The organism is Streptomyces marinisediminis, assembly GCF_026262575.1.
In the GTDB taxonomy this organism is placed as follows: Bacteria; Actinomycetota; Actinomycetes; order Streptomycetales; family Streptomycetaceae; genus Streptomyces; species Streptomyces marinisediminis.
Map to the genome: position 1 here is coordinate 92490 of NZ_JAPKFL010000001.1, position 13652 is coordinate 106141.

At 73.2% G+C, this 13652-nt stretch carries 12 protein-coding genes; 5 read left to right on the forward strand and 7 right to left on the reverse strand.

What is annotated here, in order from left to right; translation table 11 throughout:
* The first annotated feature begins 382 nt into the window (after nt 1-382).
* From OSB71_RS00415 to OSB71_RS00425, 3 genes are all read left to right on the forward strand, one after another.
* The gene (locus OSB71_RS00415; RefSeq protein ID WP_265942864.1) at nt 383-1024 is read left to right on the forward strand and encodes a DUF6230 family protein; all 642 of its coding nucleotides are present in this window, start codon (nt 383-385) and stop codon (nt 1022-1024) included.
* Nucleotides 1025-1119: 95 nt separating this feature from the next.
* The gene (locus tag OSB71_RS00420; RefSeq protein ID WP_265942866.1) at nt 1120-1713 is read left to right on the forward strand and encodes a DUF6114 domain-containing protein; all 594 of its coding nucleotides are present in this window, start codon (nt 1120-1122) and stop codon (nt 1711-1713) included.
* 70 nt (nt 1714-1783) lie between these two features.
* Complete coding sequence (locus tag OSB71_RS00425) at nt 1784-3157, forward strand: hypothetical protein (protein ID WP_265942868.1); 1374 nt, start codon at nt 1784-1786, stop codon at nt 3155-3157.
* Between the two features lie 160 nt (nt 3158-3317).
* On the opposite strand, the gene OSB71_RS00430 is transcribed toward OSB71_RS00425, so the two are convergent.
* The 4 genes from OSB71_RS00430 to OSB71_RS00445 form a co-directional block, all read right to left on the reverse strand.
* Nucleotides 3318-4115 carry an aminoglycoside phosphotransferase gene (locus OSB71_RS00430; RefSeq protein WP_265942870.1) on the reverse strand — a complete coding sequence of 266 codons (798 nt, stop codon included), beginning with the start codon at nt 4113-4115 and terminating at the stop codon, nt 3318-3320.
* 84 nt (nt 4116-4199) lie between these two features.
* The gene (locus OSB71_RS00435; protein WP_265942872.1) at nt 4200-4331 is read right to left on the reverse strand and encodes a hypothetical protein; all 132 of its coding nucleotides are present in this window, start codon (nt 4329-4331) and stop codon (nt 4200-4202) included.
* Nucleotides 4328-5449 carry a radical SAM protein gene (locus OSB71_RS00440; RefSeq protein WP_265942874.1) on the reverse strand — a complete coding sequence of 374 codons (1122 nt, stop codon included), beginning with the start codon at nt 5447-5449 and terminating at the stop codon, nt 4328-4330. Before OSB71_RS00440 ends, OSB71_RS00435 begins: the two co-directional genes overlap by 4 nt.
* Nucleotides 5450-5504: 55 nt before the next feature.
* On the reverse strand, nt 5505-5924 hold the full coding sequence (locus tag OSB71_RS00445; protein ID WP_265942876.1) for an ATP-binding protein: 420 nt from the start codon (nt 5922-5924) through the stop codon (nt 5505-5507).
* 232 nt (nt 5925-6156) lie between these two features.
* Between OSB71_RS00445 and OSB71_RS00450 the strand changes: the two genes are divergently transcribed.
* Entirely contained in the window at nt 6157-7425 is a 1269-nt protein-coding gene (locus OSB71_RS00450) for an NsdA family TPR-like regulatory protein (RefSeq protein ID WP_265942878.1), read from the forward strand.
* The gene (locus OSB71_RS00455) at nt 7422-7988 is read left to right on the forward strand and encodes a GNAT family N-acetyltransferase (RefSeq protein ID WP_265942880.1); all 567 of its coding nucleotides are present in this window, start codon (nt 7422-7424) and stop codon (nt 7986-7988) included. The genes OSB71_RS00450 and OSB71_RS00455 overlap by 4 nt, the downstream gene beginning before the upstream one ends.
* A 592-nt stretch (nt 7989-8580) precedes the next feature.
* On the opposite strand, the gene pyk is transcribed toward OSB71_RS00455, so the two are convergent.
* Genes pyk through pta form a run of 3 tightly spaced genes read right to left on the reverse strand, consistent with a single transcriptional unit; the run spans nt 8581 to nt 13568 of the window.
* Complete coding sequence (gene pyk / locus OSB71_RS00465; protein WP_265942882.1) at nt 8581-10005, reverse strand: pyruvate kinase; 1425 nt, start codon at nt 10003-10005, stop codon at nt 8581-8583.
* A gap of 54 nt (nt 10006-10059) precedes the next feature.
* Nucleotides 10060-11364 (reverse strand): acetate kinase, encoded by a 1305-nt coding sequence (locus OSB71_RS00470; protein WP_265942884.1) that lies wholly within the window; start codon nt 11362-11364, stop codon nt 10060-10062.
* On the reverse strand, nt 11364-13568 hold the full coding sequence (gene pta, locus OSB71_RS00475; protein WP_265942886.1) for a phosphate acetyltransferase: 2205 nt from the start codon (nt 13566-13568) through the stop codon (nt 11364-11366). The genes OSB71_RS00470 and pta overlap by 1 nt, the downstream gene beginning before the upstream one ends.
* Nucleotides 13569-13652 lie beyond the last annotated feature (84 nt).

Consider the following 13652-nt stretch of genomic DNA (forward strand, 5'->3'; position numbering starts at 1 on the left):
CCGTCACGTAGCCGTTACTCGTAAGTAACGAGCCCCTTGTGCCGTAGGCCACCCATGCACCACGATCGGCCACGCTCGGTTCGTCTCCGCAGCCCGGCAGCCATCCGGGTCCCCGGCGGGTGCGAAGTCCCCACCGAGCAGCCGGGGAGTCCCCAACGCCCCGGTGAAGTGTGGACAGGGGGGTCTCCGTCCGGTGACGGAGCCTGTCCCGCGGCTGTGCGCCTGCGTGCGGCCGGTGGTTGTCGCTCGGGGGTGAACGCCGCCGGGCGGCGCGGTTCTCCGCGCCGCGCGGACCGGCGCTTCTTCCCGAGGACGTAGCACTTCTCCCATCCCCGCCCGGCCGTGGGCCGGCGGAGATGTACGTCCGAGAAGGAGGAATTGCATGGAGTCCCACGTTCAGGGCGGGACCAGATGGAAGCGGTTCGCGGTGGTCATGGTGCCGAGCCTGGCCGCGACGGCCGCGGTCGGCCTCGGCCTGGCACAAGGCGCCCTCGCCGCGTCCTTCAGCGTCTCCGGCCAGTCGTTCAAGGTGAAGGCCGAACGGCTGGAGGGTAACGGTTTCGTCCAGTACGGAGCCTACGCCGACGGATACACCATGGAGGGCAGGGAAACGGCCCACCCGGTGGCGGTCTCGGGCTTCAAGTCCGCCACGATCGAGAACATGTGCCAGTCCGTCGTCACGCCGGACGTTCCGCTCGTCGGCACCGTCACCATGCGGCTGACGGCGGGCACCGGCGACGACCCGGTGAAGGCCAAGAACCTCTACCTGGACGTCGCCGACCTCGACGCCGACGCCACGTTCAAGAACATCGACATCGGCGTCGCCGCCAAGGACGCCGGCAAGGGCCCGGGCATGCAGCCGGGCACCGAAGGCAAGGCCAACCCGTTCGGCTTCGCGCAGCAGGCCGACACGGCCGTGCTGACCAACGTGGAGCAGCGCGCCTGGGCCACGACCGCGGGCACGTTCACGCTCAGCGACCTGAGCCTGCGCCTGCACCGGGGCACCGACAAGGAGTGCTACTAAGCACGCCCCGGGCGGACGGGGCCCCGCGGCCCCGTCCGCCCCTCCCCTCGATCCACTTTCCGCACGGCACTGCCGGTTCCAGGGAGCTGTTTTCCATGAGCGCCGAGTCTCCGGGCCCCCGCGGCCGATTCGCACACGGGCGGCTGCGCTTCCGCGGCTGGCGGCGTAGCCGGCCGTTCTGGGCGGGTCTGCTGACCCTCATGGGCGGACTGCCCATCGCCTACTTCCCCTACGCCAACCTCAAGCTGGGGCACCTGACGCTGACCATGGCCACCACGGCCGGCGCGGGCTCGCTCATCATCGGCGTGCTGCTGGTCACCCTGGGGCTGACGATGTGGTTCCAGCCGGTCGTGCGCGTCTTCGCGGGCGTCGCCGCCATCCTGCTGGCGCTGATCTCCCTGCCGGTGTCCAACCTCGGCGGCTTCTTCCTGGGCTTCGTGTGCGCCCTCGTCGGCGGTGCGCTGTCCATAGCGTGGGCGCCCGGGCGACCGGGCGAGGCCGTGGACGTCGAGGCCGACGCCGGGCCGCTGGACGCCGCCCCGCAGGAGACCCCCGGCCCCCTGCCCGCCGACCTCCCCGGCGGCGCCGGCGCCCCCGCCGACGCCCCCGCGCCGCGGGACCCGGACGCGCCCGGCGGGCCCCGGGCCACCGCCCTCGAAGCGAGCGGGGGGACGACCAGTGCCGTCTGAGGACGCGTGCGGCCGGGGTGGGGCCGCGGGACCGCGCCACGCCGCCCCGAGGAAGCCCCTGATCGCGCGGGTGCACCTCCCCGCCGGGCGGGCGATCGCGCTCGCCGCGATGCCCAGCGCCCTGCTCGTCGGCATGGGCCTGACCCCCAACCCGGCCCAGGCCGACGACCCCGCCATCCCCTTCGCCCCCGGCCCCTGCGTGACGCAGCCCGAGGAGTCCGAGGAGGAGCGCGCGGAGTCCGGGGAGTCCGGGGAGACCGGGGAGCCCGGGGAGCCCGGGGAGAAGGCCGGCGGTGCGCCGGAGGAGGCGACCGACGCGCCGGAGCCGCCGGGGAAGACCGGCGGACCCGAGCCGGAGACCGGCCCGGGCGAGCCCCCGGCGCCCGGCCCGACGCCCCCGGCCGACGGCGGCGGCACGGACCCGCGCCCCGAGCCCGAGCGGCCCGGCGGCGACCCCGAGGAGCCGGAGGCCCCGGCCGACCCCAGGCCCGAGCCGGAACCGGAGCGGCCCGCCGAGGAGGAGCGCGACCTGTGGGACCCGCTGGGCCTCGGCGACGCGCTGCGGGACCTGCTCGACGGCCCGGGCGAGCGCGCGAGCGAGGAGCGGCGACGGGCGTCCGGGTCGGCCGACCCGGGGCCCGCGACGAGCCCGTCCGGGGAGCCGCGGGCCCCCGCCGCCGGAGAGCCGGCGGACGACCCCGCGCGGGAGGCGGCCCGGGACACCGAGCGCGCCATCCGGGAGGTGGCCAAGGAGGTCGGCGCCGAGGTCGAGGAGCTCGACGAGGCGACCCGGGACACGGCCGGGGACGGGAGCGGCGACGCCCCCGAGGACGCCGCCCGGCCGGACGCCGACGCGGCCGGGGACGCGGCCGGAGGCGGCGGCGCGGGGGACGGCGGTGCGGAGGAGGACGGCGCGGCCGGGGACGCCGTCGAGTCGCCCGCGCCGGACGGCAGGCAGCCCTACCCCTGCCCCACGCCCGACCCGGAGGCGCTGGCCGCCGCCGAACTGGAGCCGGGCCTGCCCCTGCTGGCCGACGAGCCCTGGCGGCTGGAGGCCACCCGGCTGACGCTGACGGGGCTGGACTACCACGGCATCGTGGAGGTCAGGACGGCCGGCGGCAAGGTCAAGAAGGTGCTGAAGTTCACCTCGGACCGGCTGGACATCAAGGACCTGCACCAGATCGTGCGCGAGCCCGGCGGACCCACCACCCACGTGCGGTCCACCCCCGGGTCGACCTCGGTCATCACCGGCGGCACGACGCTCTACACCGAGGAGCTGAAGGGCAACCTCTTCGGCCTGATCCCCATCACCTTCAGCCCCCGGACGCCGCCGCCGCTCAACGTGCCGTTCGCGTTCTTCACCGAGGTCAGCGTCGTCCAGGCCGCGCAGTTCGGCGGCACGCTGACGATCCCGGGCATGAGCCTGTCCAGCGAAACGGAGTGAGCCCCGCCGCCCCGCGCCCCGGCGCCCCGCCCCACGGAGCGCCGGGCCGCGGGGCGGCGCTGGCCACAGACCCCCGCCCCGCCGGCGCCCGGCCCGGCGCACGGCCCGCCCGGGGGACGGCTGGCCTGTGCGGTACGACTCCGCTCCGCTCTGCCGCCCGCTACCGAGCGGTACCGCCGCGGTGCCTGGCCCACGTCCCGGCCGCTGCTTCCACGCGCTGGGTCCATGGGTCCGGGTCCGCGCCCGCGATCTCCCGCCACAGGCGCGCGCTCGCCCGCGCGAAGGCGTTCACGGCCGCACGGGGAGCGTCCTCCCAGGCCGGGAGTGCGCCAGCCCAGAGTTCGGCCTGGTCGGCGGTGTGCCCCCCGGCGATGAGCCAGATCACCCACAGGGCCGGGTCGATCCACCCGGCGCCCCGGGACGCCCATGCCCAGTCCACCAGCAGCGCGCGGCCGTCGTGGACGAGGACGTTGGTGTTGTTCCAGTCGGTGTGCAGCAGCCGGTCGCCGGCGAACAGCTCCGGGGTGTCGGTGTAGGCGGCCATACGGTCCGGCATGCCCTTGAGCGGTACGTCCGGGCACGGCACCCCGCCGAGGCGGCGCAACGCGGCGGCCACCAGGGGCACGTCCGAGGAGTCGGGCGCGTAGTCGGCGTGGTGGCCGTCCACGGCCTCGAACCCCAGCAGGTCCCACCCGGCCGTCTCAAGGCGCCACAGCATGCGCGGAGCGACGCCCTGGACGTAGGGGTTGATCTCCGCTTCCCGCTGCTGGGTCCATACGCGGGGGTGGTCGGTGCGCAGGCCCTTGACGAAGACCGTTGCGGTGTCGGTGTGGACGCGGGCGGCGATCTCGCTGTTGAATCCGGAGCCCAGCGGCTCGGCCTGCACCACGGGGCCGGTGGCTTCCGCGATGGCGGCCAGCACCTCGGCGGGTACGTCGGTCAGGCGGTCAGTCGGCATGGCGGGAGCCTCCCATGGAACGGCGCGGGGCCGTGGCGTGCGCCACGGCCCCGGCCTTGCTCGTCACCTGGTACGGGTGTTCGGTCAGCGGTACGGGTTGTCGTCGTTGCACCCCGGCTGGGATGCGGCGGTGTGCGCCTCCACGTCCTCGATGACGCTCACCTCGTCGGGGTCCTCGGTGGTGCGGGTGGGTGCCAGTTCGATCATGACCGTCATGACGCGGCCTCCTTCGTTCCGTGTTGGCAGTAGCTGTGCAGTGGTGCCTTCGCCTCCTGGAAGACCTTGGCCATCGGCCGACAGACCCGGCAGGTGCCGGAGAGCTGGCAGCCGCTGCATCCTCCGGTGCGAAGCATGAGGGAATCCGCGATGGAGCCCAGCCGGGCCAGCCCGGCCACGCCCTCGGTGGGAAGGTCGATGTTCGGTTCGCGGCCCACCTTGCAGATGGAGGCCCGTCCGAAGGGATCGGCGTGGAAGAACGTGTGACCGGCCGGGCAGCCGGTGAACGGTGCCCGGTGGGTCAGGTGCTCGGGTGACTGGGAGGGCAGGGACTCGGCGCCGCCGTGGATGGTCGGGGAGATGTTGGCGTACTCCCGGTGCGGCAGGCCCAGCCGGCCCGCCCAGGCGCGCATGGCGTCGGCCTCGTGGGCGTTGCGGTTGGTGATGATCAGGCTGAGGTCGATGTTCAGCCCGGCGGCCACGGCGGCGTCCAGACCCCGGGCGAACCGCTTGAAGGCACCGCGCCGCCTGGTGAGCCCGTCGTACGTCTTGTCGCTCGCCCCGTACACGCTCAGGGACATCTTGGTGGGCGGCAGTGCGGTCAGCAGTTCGATGAGCCGGGGCTTGGCGAGCTGGGAGCCGTTGGACAGCAGTTCCACCTGCATGCCCAGTTCGTGGGCGAGCTGGTAGGCGGCGGGGAACTGCGGGTCGATCAGCGGTTCCCCGCCGGTGATCTGGAGCCACACCACCCCGGCGTCCCGCATCACCGTCAGCAGACGCTCCTTCCCATTCCAGTCCAGGCCCTCGAACCGCTTTTCGCCCAGGTAGCAGTGCTCACAGTCGAAGTCGCAGCCCAGGTTGATCTCCCATGTGGCGCGGCTGAACTCGTAGGGGCCGGGCTCACGGACGAGTACGGCGGCGTTGGCCGGGCGATCGGAGGTGTCCACGCCCCAGGCGCGGCGCGCCACGTCCCCGAGCCATGCCGGTACGGGCTGGCCGGTGGACACGGCGCTGGTGAGGTCGGCGAACCTCGCGCTGCCGATCTTGACCGCACGCGGGCTGCCTGGTCGGAGGATGAGGTGCTGGCCTTGGAACGGTGTGGCGATCAGGTCGTGCATGGGTGTGCCTCCCTGGGGTCGGTGGAGAACAGACGGCCAGCCCGGTTCCCCGGGGTCACGTGCTGCTTCCGGCTTTCAGTTCGGCCCAGACGCATTTGCCCCAGCGCTTCAGATCGGTCCCCCACCGGGTGGTCAGGGCGTCCACGAGGGTCAGCCCGCGCCCGTGCACCTCGGTGTCGGTTGGGTGCTGGAGCCGGGGCATAGAACGGGACTTGTCCGCCACGCCGACGCGCACCAGGTCATCACCGGCCCGCGCGACTATGACGCGGATGCAGGCGCCCCCGGTGTGGTTGACGGCGTTGGCTACCAGCTCGGTGACGACCAAGGCGCCGTCCTCTGCTACGTGCTCCAGGCCCCATGCGGCCAGTGCCGTCCGTACCAGGCGGCGGGCGGTCTCGGCGCTCTCTGCTGCACAGGGCAGCGTCTCGGAGTAGCCGGGGTGGCCGGTGGGTCGGGCTGTTGCGCTCACGGTCATCAGGACCTCTGCGTGGTGGAACCGGCGGGGTGTAGCCCGCCCCCGTCGAGGGCCGGGGGCGGGCGTCCTCCTTCTGACCGCCGAAGCTGTCCGGGGTACGGCGGCCGTGTCCAGTCAACGACTGGCGGGCACAGGACGTGAGGAAAAAACAGCGGCGCGTGCAACGGCCACAACCGGAAATTTCCGGGGCACGCGGTTCTTCCCTGTCCGGTCGCGTGGCTACCTTGGCCAGGTGGAGGGCAACCAGATCCTCAAGGCGCGCATGGCGGAATTGAGCTTCACGCAGGCTGAATTGGCGGAGGCGGTGAACGCCGACCTGCGGGCCGCCGGGTACGAAGGGACCGTCAGCGACCGGACTGTGCGCAACTGGCTGACCGGAAAAACCTGCTGGCCTCACCACCGGCAGCGGGCCGCATTAGAGGCAGTATTCAAGTGCCCGGTGACCGAACTGGGCTTCGCACCCCGAGGGGGAAACTCCTCACGCACGGCACCACCGGAGGACCCAGTGCACCGCCGCCGCTTCGTCAGCGCCTCCGCCGGAGTAGCGCTGACCGCCACCGCCCCCGCGTACGGGGCACAGCCACGCGTCGGCGCCAGCGACGTCCAGCGGCTCCTGGCCAAGTTCGCGCTCGTCATCGCCAGCGACCACCGGTACGGCGGGAAGCTCACCATCGAGACCCAAGCCTCCGGCCTCGCCGGAGAGGCCATGGCGCTCCAAGCCCGAGGGACCGCGAGCCAGCGTGTACGCGGCGCCCTGTACGGCTGCGCGGCCTCGTTCACCTCCAGCGCGATGTGGGCCGCCATCGACGGCCGCCGCTTCGACGCCGCGCAACGCCACTTCGACCGGGCATCCAGCCTCGCGGCCATGTCCGGTGACACAACGATCCAGTTCCGCATCTGGTCCCACGCCGGAAGCCTGTACCGCCACATGGCCCGCCCGGCGGACGCCCTGGCCGCCAACGACGTGGCACGACGGCTCCCCATCGCCCGCCGCGACCCGCTGTTCGCCTCCCTCGGCCACGCCAGACACGCGGCCATCCACGGCCTGACCGGGGACGCGCGAGCGGTCCGCCAGGCCATCGGCCACGCCCAGGACGCCATGCACCAGGCCGACCCCGGCGCACAGCGCCCGCTGTGGATGACCGCCTTCTACGACCAGGCCGAGTTGGAGAACCTGGCGCTGGCCGCGTGCCTCTCCCTGGGCGATTACGAGAGCGCCGAGGCGTACGCGCACCGCAGCCTGGCCCTGCTCCGTCCCGAGATGCAGCGCACGCGCGCCATCACCACCGCCCGCATGGCACAGGCACAGCTAGGCCAGGGCGACCTGGAGCCCGCCGTGGCCACCGCCATGTCCATCCCCGCCGAGCCCACCGGCCAGCACCCCCGCGTGACCGGCATGCTGCACGACTTCGGCAGCACTCTGCGCCTGACCGCCGCGTCCAGCCCCCACACCCACACCTGGGAAGAGTTCACCCACGACACCCGGAGGAACGCGCTGTGACGAGCGGACGCATTGAGCTGCGCCACGCCACCGACCTCGACACCGTGTGGAACACGCTGATCGAGGTGTACGCGGAGGTACGCGCGGACCAGCTCCACCAGCCGCACTATTCGGTGGAGCGGTACGGGGAACGCCTGGCGCGCCACGGCGCCGAACCCGGCTGGGAGACCGTCATCGGCTACGACGGGGACGAACCGGTGGGCTACGCCTACGTCAACACCGTCGAGCCCGATGACCGCTGGTGGCGCCGGATGACCAGGCCACTGCCCGAAGGCACCACCGTGCGGGCCACCGTCGCGCTGAAAGAGATCATGCTCCGGGTGCCGTGGCGCGGTACTGGCGCCGCCCGTCGCATTCATGACGAACTCCTTGCCCACCGGCCGGAGGAGCAGGTTTCCCTCCTGGTGAACGCGCAGAACGGGGACGGCAAGGTCAAAGCCCTGTACGAACGCTGGGGCTACCGGGAGGTCAGCGCGCAGCAGCCTTCGGCGGACGGTCCCGTTCTCACCGCCATGCTGCGCGCCATCCGAGAGCCTGCGTCCGCGCCAGGCTCGGCGGAGTAGTACCACGGCGCCCACCCGGCCGGACGAGGCCGCCGCAGCGGCCCGGTGCGTAGGCGCCGACCTGACAGGCGAAGCCGCAACACCCGGGCTGCTGCGTTCCGGTCATCGGGTCATCGGTGCTCGTGGGTTCGGGTGGGTCGTCGGCTGAGGCGCGGGGGAGGCGGATCGGGCCGTTGCTTCCGGGCCGGACGTCGAAGGACGGTGGCCGGTGGTGGGACCACCGCGAGGTGATCGACGCGGGCGCCTGGAAGGCCCGGGCTGGATCGCGGTGGGTTCAGCCGACCGAGCGGTACACGTGACCGGGAGAGCGTCCGCAGCCGGCTTCGCACGTGGGCCGTCGGCGGCGCCCGGGGGCGGGCGTGCACCGCGCCCGTGGCCCGAGCGGGCGCCGACGAGGACCTGGACCGGGCTGTTTCGGCGGACGCCACGCACGTGCTCGGCTCGTCGGCCACCGGCCGGGGCCCGCCCCGAGGGGCCCCGGCCGGTGAGCACGGCTTCGCCACCCGCTGGGAGAGGTACCCCCGGCCACCTGGCAGGACTGCACGTCGCGGGCGTCTTCCCGTGGTCCGCCCGCACCTGTGGACGAGTCCGTCTAGCTGTCCGCGCCCAGGTGGAGGACGCGCACCATGTTGGTGGTGCCGGGGACGCCGGGCGGGGAGCCAGCGGTCATGATCATGACGTCGCCCTCGTTGTACCGCTTGAGCTTGAGCAGCTCGCCGTCGACGAGTCCGACCATCGCGTCGGTGTTCTCCGCGTGCGGCACGACGAACGTCTCCACGCCCCAGCTCAGCGTGAGCTGGTTGCGGGTGTAGGGGTCCTCGGTGAAGGCCAGGATCGGCTGCTCGGCGCGGTAGCGCGACAGGCGGCGCGCGGTGTCGCCGGACTTGGTGAAGGCCACCAGCGCCTTCGCGCCGAGGAAGTCGGCCATCTCGGCGGCCGCGCGGGCCACCGAACCGCCCTGCGTGCGCGGCTTCTTGCCGGGCACCAGCGGTTGCAGCCCCTTGGAGAGCAGCTCCCGCTCCGCCGCGATGACGATCTTCGACATGGTCTTGACCGTCTCGATCGGGTACTGGCCCACCGAGGACTCCGCCGACAGCATCACCGCGTCGGCGCCGTCCAGGATCGCGTTGGCGACGTCGGACGCCTCCGCGCGCGTCGGCCGCGAGTTGGTGATCATGGACTCCATCATCTGGGTGGCCACGATGACGGGCTTGGCGTTGCGGCGGCACAGCTCCACCAGGCGCTTCTGCACCATCGGGACCTTCTCCAGCGGGTACTCCACCGCGAGGTCGCCGCGGGCCACCATCACGCCGTCGAACGCGAGGACGACCTCCTCCATGTTCTCCACGGCCTGCGGCTTCTCCACCTTGGCGATGACCGGCACGCGGCGGCCGACCTCGTCCATCACCCGGTGCACGTCGCGCACGTCCTTGGCGTCGCGGACGAAGGACAGCGCGACCATGTCGGCGCCCATGCGCAGTGCGAACCGCAGGTCGTCGACGTCCTTCTCGCTCAGCGCGGGCACGTTGACGGCCGCGCCGGGCAGGTTGATGCCCTTGTGGTCGGAGACGACGCCGCCCTCGATGACGATGGTGTGGACGCGCGGCCCGTCGACCTCGGTCACCTGGAGGGCCACGTTGCCGTCGTTGACGAGGATCGGGTCGCCCTTGGAGACGTCCCCGGCCAGCCCCTTGTACGTCGTGCCGCAGATGGTCTTGTCGCCGGGCACGTCCTCGACGGTGATGGTGAACTCCTCACCGCGCACCAGCTCGACGGGGCCCTCGGCGAACGTGCCGAGCCGGATCTTGGGGCCCTGGAGGTCGGCGAGCACGCCGATGGCGCGCCCGGTCTCCTCGCTGGCCTGGCGCAGCCGGGCGTACCGCTCTTCGTGCTCGCGCTGGCTGCCGTGGCTCATGTTGAAGCGGGCCACGTTCATGCCGGCCTCGATCAGCGTCTTGAGCTGGTCGAAGGAGTCGACGGCGGGACCCAGGGTGCAGACGATTTTGGAACGGCGCATGGGAGCGATCCTATCGTTTTGTTTAGACGCCAAACGTAGTGGGGGTGATCTGGCTCACCCGTCCGCGGTGACCAGGGCGTACGCCTGGGTGGCGATCTCCAGCTCCTCGTCCGTGGGGACCACGGCGACGGCCACCGGCGCGTCCGGCGGCGAGATGACGCGCGGCGCCCGCGAGGGGTCGGTGTTGCGGGCCTCGTCGACCGCCAGCCCCAGCCCCGCCAGGCCCTCGACGGCCGCCCGCCGCACCGGCGCCGAGTTCTCCCCGACCCCCGCGGTGAACACCACCGCGTCCACCCGGCCCAGCACCGCGGTGTAGGCGCCGATGTACTTCTTCAGCCGGTGCACGTAGACGTCGAACGCCAGCCGGGCCCGGGGGTCGCCGGCGTCCCGGCGGCGCACGATCTCGCGCATGTCGTTGTCGCCGCACAGCCCGAGCAGGCCGCTGCGCCGGTTCAGCAGCTCGTCGGTCTCGTCCACCGACAGCCCCGCCACCCGGGCCAGATGGAAGATCACCGCCGGGTCGACGTCGCCCGAGCGGGTGCCCATGACCAGGCCCTCCAGCGGCGTCAGCCCCATCGAGGTCTCCACGCAGCGGCCACCGGCGACGGCCGAGGCGGAGGCTCCGTTGCCCAGGTGCAGCACGATGACGTTGACGTCCTGCGGGGCCCGGCCCAGCAGCCGCGCCGCGCGCCGCGAGACGTAGGCGTGCGAGGTGCCGTGGAAGCCGTAGCGGCGGATGCGGTGCGCGTCGGCGGTGGCGGTGTCGATGGCGTACCGGGCGGCGTGTTCGGGCATGGTGGTGTGGAACGCGGTGTCGAACACCGCGACGTGCGGCACCCGGGGGTTGAGCGCCCGCGCGGTGCGGATGCCGGTGATGTTGGCCGGGTTGTGCAGCGGCGCCACCGGCACCAGGCGCTCGATCTCGGCCAGCACCGCGTCGTCCACCACCGTCGGCTCGGTGAACTCCCGCCCGCCGTGCACCACCCGGTGGCCGACGGCGGCCAGGCCGGGGTCGCGCAGCCCGTACCCGTCGGCCGCCAGCTCCTCGGCGAACGCGTTGAGCGCCGCGTCGTGGTCCGGCACCGGATCGGTGCGCTCGCGCTCGGGGCCGTCGTGCGGGGTGTGCGCCAGGCGGGAGGTGCGCTCCCCGATCCGCTCCACCAGGCCGCGCGCGAGCCGGGAGCGGTCGGCCATGTCCAGGAGCTGGTACTTCACCGAGGACGAACCGCAGTTCAGCACGAGCACGCGGGACGCGCCGGGGGCGGCGGCGGGGCCGTCGGGGGCATCGGTGGCTGGGGTGGCGCCGGTGTAGCCGGTGTGTTCGGCGTCGTCGGGGTCGGCGGCGCGCGCAGCGCACATCAGGAGTGGTTCCCTTCCTCGGCGGGTGACGGCACGGACGTGGTCGACGTGGGTTCCTGGGGCGGCGCGGCGGGCGTCGGCGTGCCGCGCACGGCCTGCGCCTGGACGGCGGTGATGGCCACCGTGTTGACGATGTCGCTCACCAGGGCGCCGCGCGAGAGGTCGTTCACCGGCTTGCGCAGCCCCTGGAGCACCGGGCCCACCGCGACCGCGCCGGCCGAGCGCTGCACCGCCTTGTAGGTGTTGTTGCCGGTGTTCAGGTCGGGGAAGATCAGCACCGTCGCCTGCCCGGCCACCTCCGAGCCCGGCAGCTTCGTCGCCGCGACGGAGGGCTCCACCGCGGCGTCGTACTGGATCGGCCCCTCCACCAGCAGGTCGGGACGGCGCCGGCGCACCAGCTCGGTGGCCCGCCGCACCTTGTCCACGTCCGCGCCCGAGCCGGAGGAGCCGGTGGAGTACGACAGCATCGCCACGCGCGGCTCGACCCCGAATTGGGCGGCGGTGGCCGCCGACTGGATGGCGATGTCCGCGAGCTGCTCGGCGCCCGGGTCCGGGTTGACGGCGCAGTCGCCGTAGACGAGCACCCGGTCGGCCAGGCACATGAAGAACACCGAGGAGACGATCGAGGCGTCCGGCGTGGTCTTGATGATCTCGAACGCGGGCCGGATGGTGGCCGCGGTGGAGTGCGCCGCGCCCGACACCATCCCGTCGACCAGGCCCTCGCGCACCATCAGCGTGCCGAAGTAGGAGACGTCGGCCACCACGTCGTAGGCCAGCTCGTAACTCACGCCGCGGTGGGCGCGCAGCGCGGCGTACACCTCGGCGAACCGCTCGCGCAGCGGGGAGGTGGCCGGGTCGACGACGCGGGCGGTGGCCGAAGCGCCCTCGCCGCCCCACTCGGCCTCGTCCGCGCCGAGGAAGCGCAGCTCCACCCCCAGCTCGGCGGCGCGCCTGCGCACGGCCGCCTCCTCACCCAGCAGCGTCAGGTCGCAGATGTTGCGGCGCAGCAGCACCTCGGCGGCGCGCAGCACCCGCTCCTCGGTGCCCTCCGGCAGCACCACGTGGCGGCGGGCGGTGCGGGAGCGCTCGATGAGCTCGTGCTCGAACATCATCGGCGTGACGCGGTCGCTGCGGGCCATCGACAGCCGCTCGGTCAGCTCCCGGGTGTCCACGTGGCTCTCGAACAGGCCGAGCGCGACCTCCACCTTGCGTGGGGACGCCGCGTTCAGCCGTCCCTCCAGCGTGGCCAGCTCGGTGGCGGTGGGGAAGGAGCCCTCGGCCACCGCCAGCACCGGCGTTCCCGGCGCCAGGCGCTCGGCCAGCGCGAGCGTCTCCTCGCCCGGGTGCTGGTCCAGGGTGAGCAGGACTCCGGCGATCGGCGGGGCCCCGGCCGAGTGCGCGGCGAGCGCGCCGACGAGCAGGTCCGCCCGGTCGCCGGGGGTGATCACCATGCACCCGTCGGTGAGCGCGGGCAGGAACGCCGGCAGCATCGCGCCGCCGAAGACGAAGTCCCGGCAGTCGCGGGCCAGCCCCGCCGGATCGCCCAGCAGCACCTTCGCGTCGAGGGCGGCCACGACCTGCCCCACGGTCGGCGCGGACAGCGCGGGCTCCTCCGGGATGACGTAGACGGGCTCGGGCAGGTGGCGCCCCAGCCAGCGGGCGGCCTCGGCGGCGTGCCCGTCCCGCACCCGGTTGGCGATCATGGCCAGCACCTCGCAGCCGAGGGAGGTGAACGCGTGGTGGGCGTTGCGCACCTCGGCGGCCACGGAGTCCGCGCCGCGGTCCAGCCCCGCGACGACGACCAGCACCCCGGCGCCCAGCTCGTTGGCCAGCCGCGCGTTCAGGGACAGCTCGGCGGGCAGGTTGGTGTCGGCGTAGTCGGTGCCGAGCACGAGCACCGCCTCGAAGCCGCGGGCGATCTCGTGGTAGCGGTCCACCAGGCGGGATATCAGTGCGTCGGTGCCCTGCTCGGCCTGGAGCGCGGCGGCCTCGTCGTAGCCGAGGCCGGTCATCGTGCCCTGCGGCTGGGACAGCCGGTAGCGGCTGCGGAGCAGGTCGAGCAGCGGGTCGGGGCCGTCGTGGGCCAGCGGGCGGAACACGCCCACCTTGCCGACCTGCCGGGTGAGCAGCTCCATGACCCCCAGGTCGACCACCTGGCGGCCGTCGCTGCGGCCGATGCCGGATACGTACACGCTGCGCGTCACGCGGTGCCTCTCCTCGGTCGTCGGGTCGCGTCACGAAGTACCCGGTTTGACCCGGCTATGCTCCCGACCCTACCGGCGCGCTCG

Coding starts and splice junctions, on each gene's coding strand:
- OSB71_RS00430 (WP_265942870.1), bottom strand. CDS start 4,115: ATGCCGACTGACCGCCTGACCGACGTACCCGCCGAGGTGCTGGCCGCC.
- pyk (WP_265942882.1), bottom strand. CDS start 10,005: ATGCGCCGTTCCAAAATCGTCTGCACCCTGGGTCCCGCCGTCGACTCC.
- OSB71_RS00415 (WP_265942864.1), top strand. CDS start 383: ATGGAGTCCCACGTTCAGGGCGGGACCAGATGGAAGCGGTTCGCGGTG.
- OSB71_RS00470 (WP_265942884.1), bottom strand. CDS start 11,364: ATGTGCGCTGCGCGCGCCGCCGACCCCGACGACGCCGAACACACCGGC.
- OSB71_RS00435 (WP_265942872.1), bottom strand. CDS start 4,331: ATGACGGTCATGATCGAACTGGCACCCACCCGCACCACCGAGGACCCC.
- OSB71_RS00445 (WP_265942876.1), bottom strand. CDS start 5,924: ATGACCGTGAGCGCAACAGCCCGACCCACCGGCCACCCCGGCTACTCC.
- OSB71_RS00420 (WP_265942866.1), top strand. CDS start 1,120: ATGAGCGCCGAGTCTCCGGGCCCCCGCGGCCGATTCGCACACGGGCGG.
- OSB71_RS00440 (WP_265942874.1), bottom strand. CDS start 5,449: ATGCACGACCTGATCGCCACACCGTTCCAAGGCCAGCACCTCATCCTC.